Here is a 14,176-nt window from a genome sequence, read left to right as displayed (position 1 = left end):
CGCCGCTGGGTCAGGGACGGTGTGCCGCACCGGGGCACCGTCACTGGGAGCCAGGCTCAGCGCCCGCGCCGGCGAGGGATTCGTTCCGGCCGGTCGGCAGGGTGTGACCCGGGTGGGGCCCGGGCGCTCAGTAGACAACGGCTTTCGGTCGACCCGCAGCCAGCGGGCCCCAGGTCGGCCCGAAGGGCGCCGGGCCCCCATCCGTCGCGGCACGCGCGGGTACCGAGAAGGTTCCGAAACCGCTGTTCTTACCCCATCAATGGGGAATCCACACCACCACACGACCGAGTCGGCAGGTCATCCCAGGCCGCGGCCACTATGGTGGTTGCCTGCGTACGACACGAAGGGGCAGCAGTGAACGACGGCGACGGGACCCGCGCGGCCAAGGCCCAGGGAAGGCAGTTCGGTCCGCTCGGCACGGCCTTGGTGATCATCCCGACCTACAACGAGGCGGAGAACATCAAGAGCATCGTCGGCCGGGTACGCGAAGCCGTCCCCGAGGCCCACGTGCTCATCGCGGACGACAACAGCCCCGACGGCACCGGCAAGCTCGCCGACGAACTGGCCGCCGGGGACGAGAACGTCCAGGTGTTGCACCGCAAGGGCAAGGAGGGCCTCGGCGCCGCCTACCTCGCGGGCTTCCGCTGGGGTCTGGAGCACGACTACGGCGTGCTGATCGAGATGGACGCCGACGGCTCCCACCAGCCCGAGGAACTGCCCCGGCTGCTCACCGCGCTTAAGGGCGCCGACCTGGTGCTCGGGTCGCGCTGGGTGCCCGGCGGCCGGGTGGTGAACTGGCCCAAGTCCCGCGAGTTCATCTCCCGCGGCGGCAGCCTCTACTCCCGCCTCGCCCTGGACCTGCCGCTGCGCGACATCACCGGCGGCTACCGCGCCTTCCGTCGCGAGACCCTGGAGGGCCTGGGACTCGGTGAGGTCTCCTCGCAGGGCTACTGCTTCCAGGTCGACCTCGCCCGCCGCGCGGTGAAGGCCGGCTACCACGTGGTGGAGGTGCCCATCACGTTCGTCGAGCGGGAACTCGGCGACTCCAAGATGAGCAAGAACATCGTCGTCGAGGCGCTGTGGCGGGTCACCGCCTGGGGCGTGGGCGACCGCGTGGACAAGATCACCGGTAAGGACAAGCAGGCCTAGGGCCGCCTTGACCCCGCCCGCCGATCACCCCCTTATCCCGCGCTGAGCCGCTGCCAGGCACACTGGGAGCATGACGACTGGCGCTCCGAGCTCCCCGCACACCGACCGGCCCCGGCGCTCCCGGCTGCGCAGGTATCTGCCCCTGGGCGTCGCCCTGTGGCTGGTGCTGGAGATCTGGCTGCTGACCCTGGTCGCGGGCGCGGCGGGGGGCGCCACCGTGTTCCTGCTGCTCGTGGCGGGCGTCGTGGCCGGCTCCGTGGTCATCAAGCGGGCGGGACGGCGGGCCTTCAGGAACCTGAACGAGGCGTTGCGGCGGGGCGGCTCGCCCGAGCGCGGCGGCAACGGCAACGGTAACGGCCTGACGATGCTCGGCGGCCTGCTGCTGATCATCCCCGGCCTGCTCTCCGACGTGGCCGGACTGCTCCTGCTGCTGCCGCCGGTCCAGCGGGCGGCGAGCCGCTCCACCGAGAGCGCGCTGGAGAAGAGGCTCCGCGCGGCCGTCCCGGGCAGCCTGGGCGGCGCCTTCCAGCAGGCCCGCATCCACCGCCCCGACGGCAAGGTGGTGCAGGGAGAGGTCATCCGGGAGGACCGCCGCCCCGAGCCGGGCGGACAGCGACCCCCGCTGACGCACTGACACCCCGTATGCGCTGACATGCCCGGCATACCGACATGTCCGGTGTGCCACCGGGCCGAGCGCGTCCGGCGGGCACGCGAAAGCCGCGGGCGCCGTACGTGAGACTCACGTACGGCGCCCGCGGTTTTCGTGCGTATCCGGTGTTACGCGGACTTGCGGCTGTCCCGGGGATGAACCGCGATGTTCATCGCTCCCGAGCGCAGAACCGCCAGACGCTCCTCGAGGACCTCTTCGAGCTCCTCGCGGGTGCGTCGCTCCATCAGCATGTCCCAATGGGTACGCGCGGGCTTGGCCTTCTTCTCCTCAGGGCCGTCGCCGTCGACGAGGAGTGCCTGAGCCCCGCAGACCTTGCACTCCCACTCCGGCGGGATCTCCGCCTCGACCGAGAAGGGCATCTCGAAACGATGCCCCTTCTCGCATGCGTACTCCACGGCCTGGCGCGGGGCCAGGTCGATACCGCGGTCCGTCTCGTAGCTGGTCACTACGAGGCGTGTACCGCGAAGAGCTCGCTCACTCATGAATCGTGCCTCCCGGGCTTGTCGCCCACAGGACAGGTGTCGCTGTCGTCGTCATCCGGTCAACGTCCGGTCGGCGGTAAAGATTCCCGTTCCGGGTCTCGTTCCGGGTCATGCGTCGCCGTCGTAGCCGCCCCTTGTTCTACCCACAGGCGCCCGGTTTGTCACATCTGCTAGCAGATGTCACCCAGCGTTTCGGCATCTTTGACGCGCAGTAACGGTACGCCTGGCAGACCAAACGCGTACACTACCGCCCTTTCGTGTTGAACGCTAAATCGGCGCTAGATCTTTTCCGGAATCGCGTTGCCCGCCTCTCCGATCGCCCGCCGGACGGGCACCCGGGCGAGCAGGGCGAACCCGATCACGAAGAAGACCACCAGCGAGACGATCGCGGACCGATAGCTGCCGGTCAGCTGGTACGTCACCCCGAACAGCAGCGGGCCGAGCCAGCTCATCCCGCGGTCGCTCATCTCGTACGCGGCGAAATACTCGGCCTCCTTCCCCGGCGGCACCAGATGGGAGAACAGCGACCGGGACAGCGCCTGGCTGCCGCCCAGGACCAGGCCGATCCCGCAGGCCAGCACGTAGAACCACACGGGTGCCCCGGCGGGCAGGAACCAACCGGCCGCGAGTGTCACCGTCCAGGCGACCAGCGAGCCGAGAATCGTCCGCTTGGCCCCGTACGCGCGGGCCAGCCGACCCATCGCAAGCGCCCCGGCCACGGCGAGCACCTGCACCATCAGCACGGCTCCGATCAGCGTCGACTGCCCGAGCCCCAGCTCCTGCGAGCCGTAGACCGACGCCTGGGAGATCACCGTCTGGATGCCGTCGTTGTAGACGAGGTACGCCAGCAGGAACGCCAACGTGAGGGGGTGCCGGCGCATGTCCCGGACCGTCGCCGCCAGCCGGCGCGGCCCCGGAGCCATGGCCCGCTCGACGCCCACGCCTACCTGCCGGTCCCGCAGCTGGCGCAGCGGCACGAGCGTGAAGGCACCCCACCACAGACCCGCCGAGGCCAGACAGACCCGGACCGCGGCCGTCTCGGACAGGCCGAAGGAGTCGTGTGCCGTGTACAGCGCCAGGTCGGCCACGAGCACCAGGGCGCCGGCCGCGTAGCCGAAGGCCCAGCCCCGGGAGGAGACCGCGTCGCGCTGCTCGGGCGGGGCGATCTGCGGGAGGTAGGAGTTGTAGAGCATCATCCCGACGGACTGCGCCGCGTTGGCCACGACGAGCAGCACTCCGCCGAGCAGATAGCGGTCGCCGTCGAGGAAGAACATGCCGGTGGTCGCGGCCGCCCCGGTGTACGCCGCCGCCGCGAGCAGCGGCTTTCTGCGGCCCGTCCGGTCGGCCACGCCGCCCACCAGGGGCATCACGACGACGGCCAGGACCACCGACAGCGACACCGAGTAGGCGAAGAACGAGCCCGCCCGGACCGGGACGCCCAGGGGATGCACATAGCCGTCGGCGTCGGCGGCGCGCTCCGCGACCGCGGTGAGATACGGGCCGAGGAACACCGTCAGCACGCTGGTGGAGTAGACCGAGCACGCCCAGTCGTAGAAGTACCAGCCGCGCTGTTGGCGTCCGAGGTCCGCGCTCTCGTCCGTCGCCTGTGTGCGCACGGTGTCGGTGCCCACCCGTGCCCTCGCTTCCCCGCCGAAGTGTCGTGCGAAGGCGCGGTCCGCCCGGCCGGTCAGACCCAGACGCCCCGGTCCTCCATGACCTTGCGCAATGTGTCGATGTGATCGGTCATGATGCCATCGACTCCCAGGTCCAGAAGCCGGTGCATCCGCCGTGCCTCGTTGACGGTCCACACGTGCACCTGCAGCCCGCGCGCGTGGGCGACCCGTACGAAGCGCTGGTCGACCACCGGGACGCCCGACTGGGCCTCGGGCACCTGAGCCGCGACGGCCGACCGGCGCACCGCGGCCGGCAGCCCCCACGAACGCAGCCGCAGGCTGAGCACTCCCCAGGTGCCGAAGGAAGTGGCCAGGCGCGGCCCCGCCAGCCGCTGCGCCCGCAGCACCCGGGCCTCCGAGAAGGAGCCCACGCAGACCCGGTCCCAGGCGTTCGCGCGCTCGATCAGCTCCAGCAGCGGGCGCAGGGCGGGCTCCGTCTTGACGTCGACGTTCCAGCGCACGCCGGGAAAGGTCTCCAACAACTCCTCGAACAACGGCACGGGTTCCCTGCCGCCCACGCGCGCGTGCCGTACGTCCTCCCACGACAGCTCGGCGATCCGGCCCGCGCCGTCGGTGACCCGGTCCAGGGTCGCGTCGTGGAAGGCGACGAGCCGGCCGTCCGTCGTCACGTGCACATCGGTCTCGATGTACCGATAGCCCAGCTCGACCGCGCGCCGGAACTGGGCCACGGTGTTCTCCAGGCCGTCGGCGGCCCCGCCCCGGTGGGCGAAGGCGATCGGGCCCGGGTGGTCCAGGTAGGGGTGGCGCGGGCGCGGTGTCGTGAGGGTCACCCTGGCAGTATCGCCCGTTCCGGTGTCGGGCCGGCGACGACCGTGCTGCCGGCCGATGCCCGCGGGACGGCGAACACCCTCAGGAACAGCTGGGCCAGCGGTCCGATGGCCACGGCGTACAGCACGGTGCCCACCCCGATGGTGCCGCCCAGCGCGAACCCGGTGACCACCACCGCCACCTCGACCACCGTCCGCGTCAGCCGGATCGAGCGGCCGGTGCGCCGGTGCAGCCCCGTCATCAGTCCGTCGCGCGGGCCCGGACCGAACCGCGCGGCGATGTACAGACCGGTCGCCGCGCCGTTCAGCAGGATCCCGGCGAGCAGGAGCGGGATCCGGACGGCGAGGGAACGCGCGTCCGGGACGAGCGTGAGCGTGCCGTCCATGGCGAGGCCGATGACGAAGACGTTGGAGACGGTGCCGAGCCCGGGGCGCTGACGCAACGGGATCCACAGCAGCAGCACCAGCGCGCCCACGATGATCGACACGACGCCGATGGTCAGCCCGGTGCGCCGCGCGATGCCCTGGTGCAGCACGCCCCAGGGTTCCAGTCCGAGACCCGCCGCCACGAGCAGCGCGGAACTGACGCCGTACAGCGAGAGCCCGGCGTACAGCTGGATCAACCGACGCCCGAGACCGGCTCTATCGGACATGACATACCCCCCGGGGTGGTGGCTGTGGCCTGACGCATGTCACTCTGTGGCTTGGGATGCGATGCCATCCATGGCCAATCCGGGGAAGGTGGACTGATCTTCATGGCGCAGTGGACCTCGGCGGTGGGAGCCGCGCAGCTCGCCCGGCTGCTCACCTCCCAGCAGGACCGGCCCGCCGGCCCCGGCACCCGCCGTCCGCCCGCCTACCGCGCGCTGGCCGACGGCGTCCGGCTGCTGGTGCTCGAAGGCCGCGTCCCGGTGGCCGCCCGTCTGCCCGCCGAGCGGGAACTCGCCCTGGCCCTCTCGGTGAGCCGCACCACCGTCGCGGCCGCCTACGAGGCGCTGCGTGGCGAGGGTTTCCTGGAGTCACGGCGCGGAGCGGGCAGCTGGACCGCCGTACCGGCCGGAAACCCGCTGCCCGCCCGCGGCCTGGAACCCCTGCCCCCCGAGGCCCTGGGGTCGGTGATCGACCTCGGCTGCGCCTCGCTCCCGGCGCCCGAGCCGTGGCTCACCCGTGCCGTGCAGGGCGCGCTGGAGGAACTGCCGCCGTACGCCCACACGCACGGCGACTACCCGGCCGGCCTGCCCGCCCTGCGCGCGATGATCGCCGAGCGCTACACCGCGCGCGGGATCCCCACGATGCCCGAGCAGATCATGGTGACGACCGGCGCGATGGGCGCCATCGACGCGATCTGCCACCTCTTCGCGGGGCGCGGCGAGCGCATCGCCGTGGAGTCCCCCTCGTACGCCAACATCCTTCAGCTGATGCGCGAGGCGGGTGCCCGGCTGGTGCCCGTGGCGATGGCCGAGGGACTCTCCGGCTGGGACATGGACCGCTGGCGCCAGGTCCTGCGCGAGGCCGCGCCGCGCCTGGCCTACGTGGTGGCCGACTTCCACAATCCCACCGGCGCGCTCGCCGACGAGGACCAGCGGCGGCGGCTGGTGGACGCGGCCCGCTCGGCCGGCACGGTCCTCGTGGCCGACGAGACGATGACCGAGCTGTGGCTCGACGATGACCTGGGGGAGAGTGGCCTGCCGCGCCCGGTGTGCGGGTTCGACCCGGCCGGCTCCACGGTCGTCACGGTCGGCTCGGCCAGCAAGGCGTTCTGGGCGGGCATGCGGATCGGCTGGGTGCGCGCGGCACCGGACGTCATCCGCAGTCTGGTCGCGGCGCGCGCGTACGCCGACCTGGGCACGCCGGTGCTGGAGCAACTGGCCGTCAACTGGCTCTTCAGTACGGGTGGCTGGCAGCAGGCCGTCGCCGTGCGCCGCCACCAGGCCCGGGGGAACCGGGACGCCCTGGTGGCCGCCGTCCGCCGGCAGCTGCCCGACTGGGAGTTCGAGGTGCCCCGCGGCGGGCTGACCCTGTGGGTGCGCGCCGGCGGGCTCTCCGGCTCCCGTCTCGCGGAGGCGGGCGAGCGGGTCGGCGTCCGTGTCCCCTCCGGCCCGCGCTTCGGCGTCGACGGCGCCTTCGAGGGGTATGTCCGGCTTCCGTTCACCGTCGGGGGAGCGGTGGCGGAGGAGGCGGCGACACGGCTCGCCGCGGCGGCCCGGCTGGTGGAGAAGGGTGCGACGGGCGGCACGGAGGCTCCCCGCACGTTCGTGGCGTAGGGGGTGCGGGTGCCCTCCAGGAGCGGGGAGGCGAGGGCTCCGGGCGCGTCCTTGGTGCGGGCCGGTGCGGGCCGGCCGCGCAGTTCCCCGCGCCCCCGGGGGGTGTGGTCGGGGGCGGCGCCCGGGTGGGGTCAGGTCTCGGCTGCCAGGGCCTCTGTTGCCAGGGGGGTTGCCTCGATCCTCGTTTTGGTGAGGTCCGCCGGTTGCGCGGCGCGCTCGGGCGTCTCCACCGGCTGGGCGTCCGCGGGGGTGCTGCGGGGCGGCAGCAGGGCCAGCACCGCCTGCCGGTCGGCATCGCTGGTCGCGTCGTCGTACGGATCCGGTGTGCACGGCACCTGGAGCCGGTGCACCGGGCCCGACCCGAGCCGGGCGTATCCCCGGCCCGGCGGCACCTGGGCCGGAGGCGTGGTGTGTGGCGGCACCCCGAGCACCGCCTCCACCTGCCGCTGCGCGGCGGGGCCGAGCACCACACGCGCGCGCGTGTGCTGCCGTACCGCGTCGTCGAGCACGTCCGCGCTGTCGAACAGCTCGGCCACGACCACGGTGACGTTCGCCGCGCGGCCGTGCCGCAGCGGAACCTGGAGCAGCGTCTGCGGATCCTGGCGTCCGTCCGTCAGCGCGAGGTGCGAGAAGACGCTCGGGTGGTCCACCAGGATCCACAGCGGGCGCCGGGTGTCCTCCGGCGGCGGGTCGCCCGCCTGCCGGGCCTGGTTGATCGCGATGAGCCGCCGCTCGGTCTCCTGCGCGGCCCACTCCAGGCTGGCCAGCGCCCCGGGCAGGGCGCACTCCACGGCCAGCACGCCGTCCCGGCCGCTCAGGCACGCGTACTCGCCGGTGCCGCCGCCGTCGACGATCAGGACGTCGCCGTACCGCAGGGCCTGCAGGGCGATGGAGCGCAACAGGGTGGAGGTGCCGCTGCCCGGGTGGCCCATGACCAGCAGGTGCGGCTCGGTCGAGCGGACGCCGGTGCGCCACACGACCGGCGGGATGTCGATCCGCTCCTCCCCGTAGGCCAGCGGGAGTGTGCGCTGGACCTCGCCCGGGTCGGTGAAGCCGAGGACCGTCTCGCCGGGTGCGCTCACGAAGCGCTGGGCGCCGATGTCACCGGGGAGCGGGGCGAGGACCCTGACGGTGAGCTGGTTGCCCTCCTCGTCCCACGCGAAGTGGTACTCGCGGCCCCGCCCGGCCTTCGCGGCGAGCAACTGCTCGATCCGCGCGCGGGACGCGGGCTCGCCGTCCGGGAAGTACGCGGGATAGCGGATCTCCAGGTGGCCGACCCGTCCGCCGTCGTCGAACTCGTGCGCGGTGAAGGCCTTCTGCCACTCTCCGCCGTGCGCGTACAGCGGAGCCGGGTCCTCGGCGCCGGCGAAGTGCGGAACCAGGGCCTCGTACAGCGCCCGGAGCCGTTCGGTCTGGGACTCGTCGGGCCCCTCGGGCGCCGACGGGGCACGGTCGCGGCCCTGCCAGGCCGCCGCCGCCATCACGGTGACGACGGCGAGCAGCGGCCCGTACGGCATCAGCGCCACGACCAGGACCCCGGAGGCCATGAGGAACAGCAGCGGCCCGCGTTTGTCCTTGGGCGTGTCCGCCCATCTGCGCCGCCCGGCCGAGGCCAGCCGGCGCAGCCCGCGCGAGACGGTGATCAGCGGGTGCAGGACATCGGTGGCGCTGTCGGCCGCCGTCCGGGCCAGCTCCCGGCTCCGGGCGATCTGCATCCGGGCGATCTGGGCGCTGTCTTTGCTCAGAATGCGGGGGAGAGGGCGCCGGGCCACTGCTGTCTCCTGAGGGTGCGTACGGGCGGGACGGGCGGTCAGAACTTGATGCCGCCGAGGAGGCTCGCCAGGCTCTCCCCGCCGGCCTTGATGCTGGGGGCGATACCGGTGCTGGCGAGATAGAAGCCGAACAGCGCCGAGGTGCACGCGTGCGAGCCCTTGAGGCCGTCCTTCCGGAAGAACAGGAAGACGATGACGCCGAGCAGCAGGACGCCTGACAGGGAGAGGATCATTTCGGTCTCCTGGTGTTCGAGAGGGGACAGTCACCATGAGTACTTCCAGGATCACAGGATGTATCCATACGATTAAAGGTGCAACTGGGTGAAATACGGGTGATTTCGCCCGCTCGGCGGAGCCGTCCCGCCCTGTTCGACCAGGTCTGTAGCCTCTCGAGGGGTCTGTCGCTGATCTTTACCTGGGGCACATCGGGTCATGTGCCGCGTCAGCCAGTACTCTGGCGATTCACTCGTACGGCCGCGCTCCGCGCACTGCCGTACGCTCCCTGACGTTCACCGGAGTTCCAAGGAGAGGCGGTTCGGCCGATGAGTGAAGCCCCCGACCCCGAGGTCGTGGAGCTGGCGACCAAGATCTTCGATCTGGCCCGCCAGGGCGGGACCGAGGCGCTCGTCGCGTACGTCGACGCCGGCGTGCCGGCCAACCTCACCAACGACCGGGGCGACTCCCTGGTGATGCTCGCCGCCTACCACGGCCACGCCGACGCGGTGCGCGCGCTGCTCGCCCGCGGCGCGGAGGCCAACCGGATCAACGACCGCGGCCAGACCCCCCTCGCGGGAGCCGTGTTCAAGGGCGAGACGGACGTGATCAAGGCCCTCCTGGAGGGCGGGGCCGACCCGTCCGCCGGGACGCCGTCGGCCGTCGACACGGCCCGCATGTTCGGCAAGGCGGAGCTGCTGGAACTGTTCGGCGTCAGCTGACCCGAACATCCTGACAAGGTACGACACGGAAAACGGGGGAGGCGGTACCAGGCCGCCGGAAATAGGTCGCGGCAGGACACACCGCGGGTCATCATGACGACGTGATTCACGGACGCGATGGCTGGGCAGGTGTTGCCGCACCGCGCGGGCCGTGAAGCGGTCCGCATGGGCCACCGACGAGAGGCAGAGAGAGATGGTCTACAGCAAGCAAGAGACGGCGGGCGCTCCGACGTTGTGTCACGCGGCCAGGTAGTGCGTGTTCCCCGGTTGCGTCGACGCTTGATGTGAGGCTGTTTCCCATGTTCGATCCGGTCATAGCGCCCAGCGGTACGCTGCTCGGGCTGCTCCAGCGCGGCCGTGGCGACGGCACGCTGCACGCGCTCACCGCCCCGCGGGCCGAGGCGCTCGCGGCCCTGAACCACTGTGTGCTGCGCGATCCCCGCCACGACTGGCAGGTGGAGAACCGCTCCCTCTACTACGCCCGGCTCTACCTCGATCTGGGCGGTGGCCTGGACGCCGTCGAGGCGCACCTCTTCGACGCCGAGGACGTCCTCGACACCGACGAGTCCCGCACCGGCCTCGCCCTGGCCGTCCTCGGGCACCTCGCCTCCTACGGCCGGCGCGACGCGCTCGACCTGCTGCGCCGCTACGCCGCCCACGGCTGCAACTGGGCCTGGGCCCTGGACGAACTGGCGCTCCGGGACGATGACGCGGGCCTGCGCGCCCTCGCCGCCCCCGTCCTGGCCCGCTTCCCGGCCGATCCGGAGGGCGAGGCCGAGCTGGCCGCCGCCGTACGCGACGCCTTCGAACCACGGCCCTGGCGGCTGTGGGCCGAGGATCCCCGCGCATCGGTCGCCACGCGGGTGCGCGCCGCCCAGGAGACCGGCTGCTTCGACCGCTGGCAGCGGCAGATGCGGCCGACCGGGCCACGCCCCGGCTGGAGCGTGCGCGCCGTCTTCGAATGGGCCCAGCAGGGCCTGGACCGCGGCGCCGCCCTGCACGTCCCGGCCGCCCGCTGCCTGGTCGCCGTGGCCGGTCCCGAGGACCGCCCCGAGATCCTCCGGGCCGCCCGCGAGGGCGACGACGGCGCCCGCTGCACCGCACTGCGCTACCTCGCCGACAGTGCCGACCCGGATGCCCTCGCCCTGATCGAGGCCGCCGTCGCGGACGGCACGGCGCCCGTCGTGGAGGCGGCCCTCGACGCCTTCGAACGGATGCGCGGCATCGCCGCCGTCGAGCGCGCCCGCCGCTGGGCCCAGCGCCCCGACGCGCTCGGCGCCGCCGCCGGACGCATGCTCGCCTGCCGCGGCGGCGCCCAGGACAGCGACCTCGTGCTCGGCGCCCTCCGCGAGGCCGTACGAGGCGAGGGCCCCGACGCGCCCACCCTGTGGACCCTCGTCGACGGCGCCGGACGCCTCGGCATCGTCTGCGCGGCCCCCGTGCTGCGCCACGTCTACCGCGAGACGGCCTCCTCCCATCTCCGCGGCCGCGCCGCCCGCGCCCTGGCCGCCACCGACCCCTCCTTCGCCGCCGGGTTCGCCGTCGAATGCCTGTGGGACTGTGAGGAGACCACCCGCGAGATCGCCGCCCGGCACGCCGAGACCGGTGACACCCGCGTCGTGGAACGCCTCCGCCGCCTGGCCGCCGACCCGGCCGAGGAGGACGAGGTGCAGACGGCGGTACGCAGCCGCTTCGGGCCGGACATCGCCGCCGGCTGACCCCGGGTATACGCCCGATAACGGGGTGACTCCGGGCCCGCGCCTACTCCGGCACCGGCCGACCCGCGCGTGCCACGTGCCCGGCCCCTGCGGACCACCGCCCGCCGTGTGAACACGGGATGACCCGCGGGTCAGGCGGCCATGACGGCCGTCTGGCCCGCTCGGGTGCGCAGCCCAACGCTCATGGGACGTTCCCCGCGCGGAAAGATCGAAGTTGACGCGACCACGTGCGGCACGGCGACAACACCCATATGCGTGTCGTCATCGTGACCGAATCCTTTCCCCCCGATGTGAACGGCGTGGCCCACTGCGCGCTCCAGACCGCCCGGCACCTCGTAGATCGCGGTCACCTCCCGCTCGTCGTCGCGCCTGCCCCCGCACCCGGCAGCGCACCGGACAACGACGCCCCCTGCCCGGTCGTCCGCGTCCCCTCCCTCCCCCTCCCCGGCTACCCCCAGGTGCGCGTCGCCCTCCCCAGCCGACGCCTCGCCCAGGCGCTCCTCGACCACCGCGCCGACGTCGTCCACCTGGCCAGTCCCTTCGTTCTCGGCGTCCGCGGCATGGCGGCCGCCGCCCGCCTCGGGGTCCCCGCCGTCGCCGTCTACCAGACCGACCTGGCCGGCTACGCCCGCACCTACATGGGCGCCGGAGAGACGGCCGCCTGGCGTCGGATCCGTTCCGTGCACGCCGCCGCCGACCTCACCCTGGCCCCCTCCAGTGCCGCCCTCGGCGACCTCGAAGCCCACGGAGTACCGCGCGTGCGGCTGTGGCGGCGCGGCGTGGACACCGTACGTTTTCGGCCAGAGCGCCGGGACGACACCCTGCGCCGCGAACTCGCCCCGAACGGCGAGGCGATCGTCGGCTACGTCGGCCGGCTCGCCCCCGAGAAGCACGTGGAACTCCTCGCCGGAGTCGCCGGCCTGGCGGGCGTGCGGCTCGTGATCGTCGGTGAGGGGCCCAGCCTGCCGCACCTGACCGAGGCGCTGCCCGGCGCGGTCTTCCTCGGCCGCCGCACCGGCGACGACCTCGCCCGGATCTTCGCCTCGCTTGACCTGTTCGCGCACACCGGCCCCTTCGAGACCTTCTGCCAGACCGTCCAGGAGGCCATGGCCAGCGGCGTCCCGGTCGTCGCACCGGCCGTCGGCGGCCCCCTCGACCTGGTCGCCCACCGCCGCACCGGCCTGCTCGTCCCACCCCGTGACGCCGACGCCCTACAGCGGGCCGTCGGCGACCTGGCCGCCGATCCCGCGCGACGCGCCGTCTACGGGGCCGCCGCCCGCACCCTGGTGGAGGGCCGCACCTGGGCCGCCGTCGGCGACCGGCTCATCGCCCACTACGACGACGTGCTCGCGGCTCGCAGGACGGCGGTGGCGGCATGAACGGCCGGCCCCTGCGCATCGTGCGGCTCGCCAACTTCGTCGCACCCGCCTCCGGCGGACTGCGCACCGCCCTGCGCGAACTCGGCCGGGGCTTCCGGGTGGCGGGCCACGAACCGGTGCTCGTCGTGCCCGGCGCACGGCACACCGACCGCGACACCGAACAGGGCCGCGTCATCACCCTGCCCGGACCACTGCTGCCCGGCACCGGCGGCTACCGCGTCCTCACCGACAAGCGGCGCCTGGCCGCCCTCCTCGAAGAGCTGGCCCCGGACCGGCTGGAGGTCTCCGACCGTACGACCCTGCGCTGGACCGGCCGCTGGGCCCGCCGCGCGCGCGTGCCCGCCGTGATGGTCTCCCACGAGACCGCCGACGGCGTGCTGCGCACCTGGGGCCTGCCCGAAAACCTCTCCCGGCGGGCCGCCGACGCCCTCAACACCCGCACCGCGCACGTCTACGCCCGGGTGGTGTGCACCACCGAGTTCGCCGAGCGCGAGTTCGTGCGCATCGGCGCGCGCAACGTCGTACGCGCCCCCCTGGGTGTCGACCTCACCGCACGCCACCCCGCACTGCGCGACCCCGGCTTGCGCGCACGGTACGCGCGCGGGGACGAGGTGCTACTCGTGATGTGCTCCCGGCTGTCGGTGGAGAAGCGCCCCGGCACGGCGCTGGACGCGCTGGAGGCGCTGCGGCGGCGGGGAAGGCGGGCGGTGCTCGTGGTGGCCGGCGACGGACCGCTGCGCGGTCGTCTCGAGCGGCGCGCCCGGGAGCGCGGACTCCCGGTGACCTTCCTCGGGCACGTCCGCGACCGGGCCGCCCTGGGTGCGCTGCAGGCGTCCGCCGACGTCTGCCTCGCGCCCGGGCCCGCGGAGACCTTCGGGCTCGCCGCCCTGGAGGCCATGGCCTGCGGCACGCCGGTGGTGGCCAGCGCGTCGTCCGCGCTGCCCGAGCTCATCGGGTCCGCCGGGGCCGCCGCGGCCGACCACGCGCAGGCGTTCGCGGACGCCGTGGACATGCTCCTGGAGCGCGGCGAGCCCGAACGCCGGGACGCGGCACGCGCGCGTGCGGAGTGCTTCGGCTGGGGAGCGGCCGTGGAGGCGTTCCTCGCGGCCCACGACGCACAGGTGCCGCGCCGCGCGGGCCTCGCGCGCACCGTCCCGGAGGGGGTGGCATGAGACCCGTCCGCTTCGTCGCCCTCGGCGATTCGCTGACCGAGGGCGTGGGCGACCCCACCGGAACCGGCCGACGAGGCTGGGCCGCACTGCTGGCGGCCTCGCTCGTCGCGTCGGGGGAGGCCCGGGCAGGTGAAGGCGCCTCGGCGGAGGCGGGGGTGGCGGGAGCCGCGCTCG

Annotated in this window: 13 protein-coding genes; 7 read left to right on the top strand and 6 right to left on the bottom strand. The window is 73.3% G+C overall.

Annotated features, from left to right (window positions below):
* The first annotated feature begins 354 nt into the window (after positions 1–354).
* Both ACIBA9_RS20050 and fxsA read left to right on the top strand, forming a co-directional pair.
* Positions 355–1,149: a polyprenol monophosphomannose synthase gene (locus ACIBA9_RS20050; protein WP_393900081.1), complete on the top strand. Its 795-nt coding sequence runs from the start codon at positions 355–357 to the stop codon at positions 1,147–1,149.
* Positions 1,150–1,219: 70 nt separating this feature from the next.
* Positions 1,220–1,783, top strand: coding sequence for an FxsA family membrane protein (fxsA, locus tag ACIBA9_RS20045; protein WP_399364706.1), 564 nt, complete (start codon positions 1,220–1,222; stop codon positions 1,781–1,783).
* Between the two features lie 143 nt (positions 1,784–1,926).
* On the opposite strand, the gene ACIBA9_RS20040 is transcribed toward fxsA, so the two are convergent.
* From ACIBA9_RS20040 to ACIBA9_RS20025, 4 genes are all read right to left on the bottom strand, one after another.
* Positions 1,927–2,301 (bottom strand): RNA polymerase-binding protein RbpA, encoded by a 375-nt coding sequence (locus ACIBA9_RS20040; RefSeq protein ID WP_003977404.1) that lies wholly within the window; start codon positions 2,299–2,301, stop codon positions 1,927–1,929.
* 278 nt (positions 2,302–2,579) lie between these two features.
* Entirely contained in the window at positions 2,580–3,932 is a 1,353-nt protein-coding gene (locus tag ACIBA9_RS20035; RefSeq protein ID WP_399364704.1) for an MFS transporter, read from the bottom strand.
* A 56-nt stretch (positions 3,933–3,988) separates the two neighbouring features.
* The gene (locus ACIBA9_RS20030; protein ID WP_399364702.1) at positions 3,989–4,765 is read right to left on the bottom strand and encodes a glycerophosphodiester phosphodiesterase; all 777 of its coding nucleotides are present in this window, start codon (positions 4,763–4,765) and stop codon (positions 3,989–3,991) included.
* Positions 4,762–5,415, bottom strand: coding sequence for a YitT family protein (locus tag ACIBA9_RS20025; protein WP_399364700.1), 654 nt, complete (start codon positions 5,413–5,415; stop codon positions 4,762–4,764). The genes ACIBA9_RS20030 and ACIBA9_RS20025 overlap by 4 nt, the downstream gene beginning before the upstream one ends.
* 102 nt (positions 5,416–5,517) lie before the next feature.
* On the opposite strand from ACIBA9_RS20025, the gene ACIBA9_RS20020 reads away from it, so the two are divergent.
* Positions 5,518–7,026: a PLP-dependent aminotransferase family protein gene (locus ACIBA9_RS20020; protein ID WP_399364698.1), complete on the top strand. Its 1,509-nt coding sequence runs from the start codon at positions 5,518–5,520 to the stop codon at positions 7,024–7,026.
* A 131-nt stretch (positions 7,027–7,157) separates the two neighbouring features.
* Here ACIBA9_RS20020 and ACIBA9_RS20015 read toward each other — a convergent pair whose 3' ends face one another.
* Together ACIBA9_RS20015 and ACIBA9_RS20010 are read right to left on the bottom strand one after the other, a co-directional pair.
* Positions 7,158–8,798, bottom strand: a complete 1,641-nt coding sequence (locus ACIBA9_RS20015; protein WP_399364695.1) for a hypothetical protein — start codon at positions 8,796–8,798, stop codon at positions 7,158–7,160.
* A 38-nt stretch (positions 8,799–8,836) separates the two neighbouring features.
* On the bottom strand, positions 8,837–9,031 hold the full coding sequence (locus ACIBA9_RS20010) for a hypothetical protein (protein WP_161287045.1): 195 nt from the start codon (positions 9,029–9,031) through the stop codon (positions 8,837–8,839).
* Between the two features lie 309 nt (positions 9,032–9,340).
* On the opposite strand from ACIBA9_RS20010, the gene ACIBA9_RS20005 reads away from it, so the two are divergent.
* The 4 genes from ACIBA9_RS20005 to ACIBA9_RS19990 all read left to right on the top strand — a co-directional run bounded on the left by ACIBA9_RS20005 (position 9,341) and on the right by ACIBA9_RS19990 (position 14,002).
* A complete protein-coding gene (locus tag ACIBA9_RS20005) occupies positions 9,341–9,733 on the top strand; it encodes an ankyrin repeat domain-containing protein (protein ID WP_362161597.1) in 393 nt (130 codons plus the stop codon).
* A 299-nt stretch (positions 9,734–10,032) separates the two neighbouring features.
* Positions 10,033–11,451 carry a HEAT repeat domain-containing protein gene (locus ACIBA9_RS20000; protein ID WP_399364692.1) on the top strand — a complete coding sequence of 473 codons (1,419 nt, stop codon included), beginning with the start codon at positions 10,033–10,035 and terminating at the stop codon, positions 11,449–11,451.
* A 251-nt stretch (positions 11,452–11,702) separates the two neighbouring features.
* The gene (locus ACIBA9_RS19995; protein WP_399364690.1) at positions 11,703–12,830 is read left to right on the top strand and encodes a glycosyltransferase family 4 protein; all 1,128 of its coding nucleotides are present in this window, start codon (positions 11,703–11,705) and stop codon (positions 12,828–12,830) included.
* Positions 12,827–14,002 (top strand): glycosyltransferase, encoded by a 1,176-nt coding sequence (locus tag ACIBA9_RS19990; RefSeq protein WP_399364688.1) that lies wholly within the window; start codon positions 12,827–12,829, stop codon positions 14,000–14,002. Before ACIBA9_RS19995 ends, ACIBA9_RS19990 begins: the two co-directional genes overlap by 4 nt.
* Positions 14,003–14,176 lie beyond the last annotated feature (174 nt).

Source organism: Streptomyces sp. NPDC051452 (genome assembly GCF_044454765.1).
GTDB lineage: Bacteria > Actinomycetota > Actinomycetes > Streptomycetales > Streptomycetaceae > Streptomyces.
This window is presented reverse-complemented; position numbering and strand designations above follow the sequence as displayed.

Coding starts and splice junctions, on each gene's coding strand:
- fxsA (WP_399364706.1), top strand. CDS start 1,220: ATGACGACTGGCGCTCCGAGCTCCCCGCACACCGACCGGCCCCGGCGC.
- ACIBA9_RS20025 (WP_399364700.1), bottom strand. CDS start 5,415: ATGTCCGATAGAGCCGGTCTCGGGCGTCGGTTGATCCAGCTGTACGCC.
- ACIBA9_RS20010 (WP_161287045.1), bottom strand. CDS start 9,031: ATGATCCTCTCCCTGTCAGGCGTCCTGCTGCTCGGCGTCATCGTCTTC.
- ACIBA9_RS20000 (WP_399364692.1), top strand. CDS start 10,033: ATGTTCGATCCGGTCATAGCGCCCAGCGGTACGCTGCTCGGGCTGCTC.
- ACIBA9_RS20040 (WP_003977404.1), bottom strand. CDS start 2,301: ATGAGTGAGCGAGCTCTTCGCGGTACACGCCTCGTAGTGACCAGCTAC.
- ACIBA9_RS19990 (WP_399364688.1), top strand. CDS start 12,827: ATGAACGGCCGGCCCCTGCGCATCGTGCGGCTCGCCAACTTCGTCGCA.
- ACIBA9_RS20005 (WP_362161597.1), top strand. CDS start 9,341: ATGAGTGAAGCCCCCGACCCCGAGGTCGTGGAGCTGGCGACCAAGATC.
- ACIBA9_RS19995 (WP_399364690.1), top strand. CDS start 11,703: ATGCGTGTCGTCATCGTGACCGAATCCTTTCCCCCCGATGTGAACGGC.
- ACIBA9_RS20020 (WP_399364698.1), top strand. CDS start 5,518: ATGGCGCAGTGGACCTCGGCGGTGGGAGCCGCGCAGCTCGCCCGGCTG.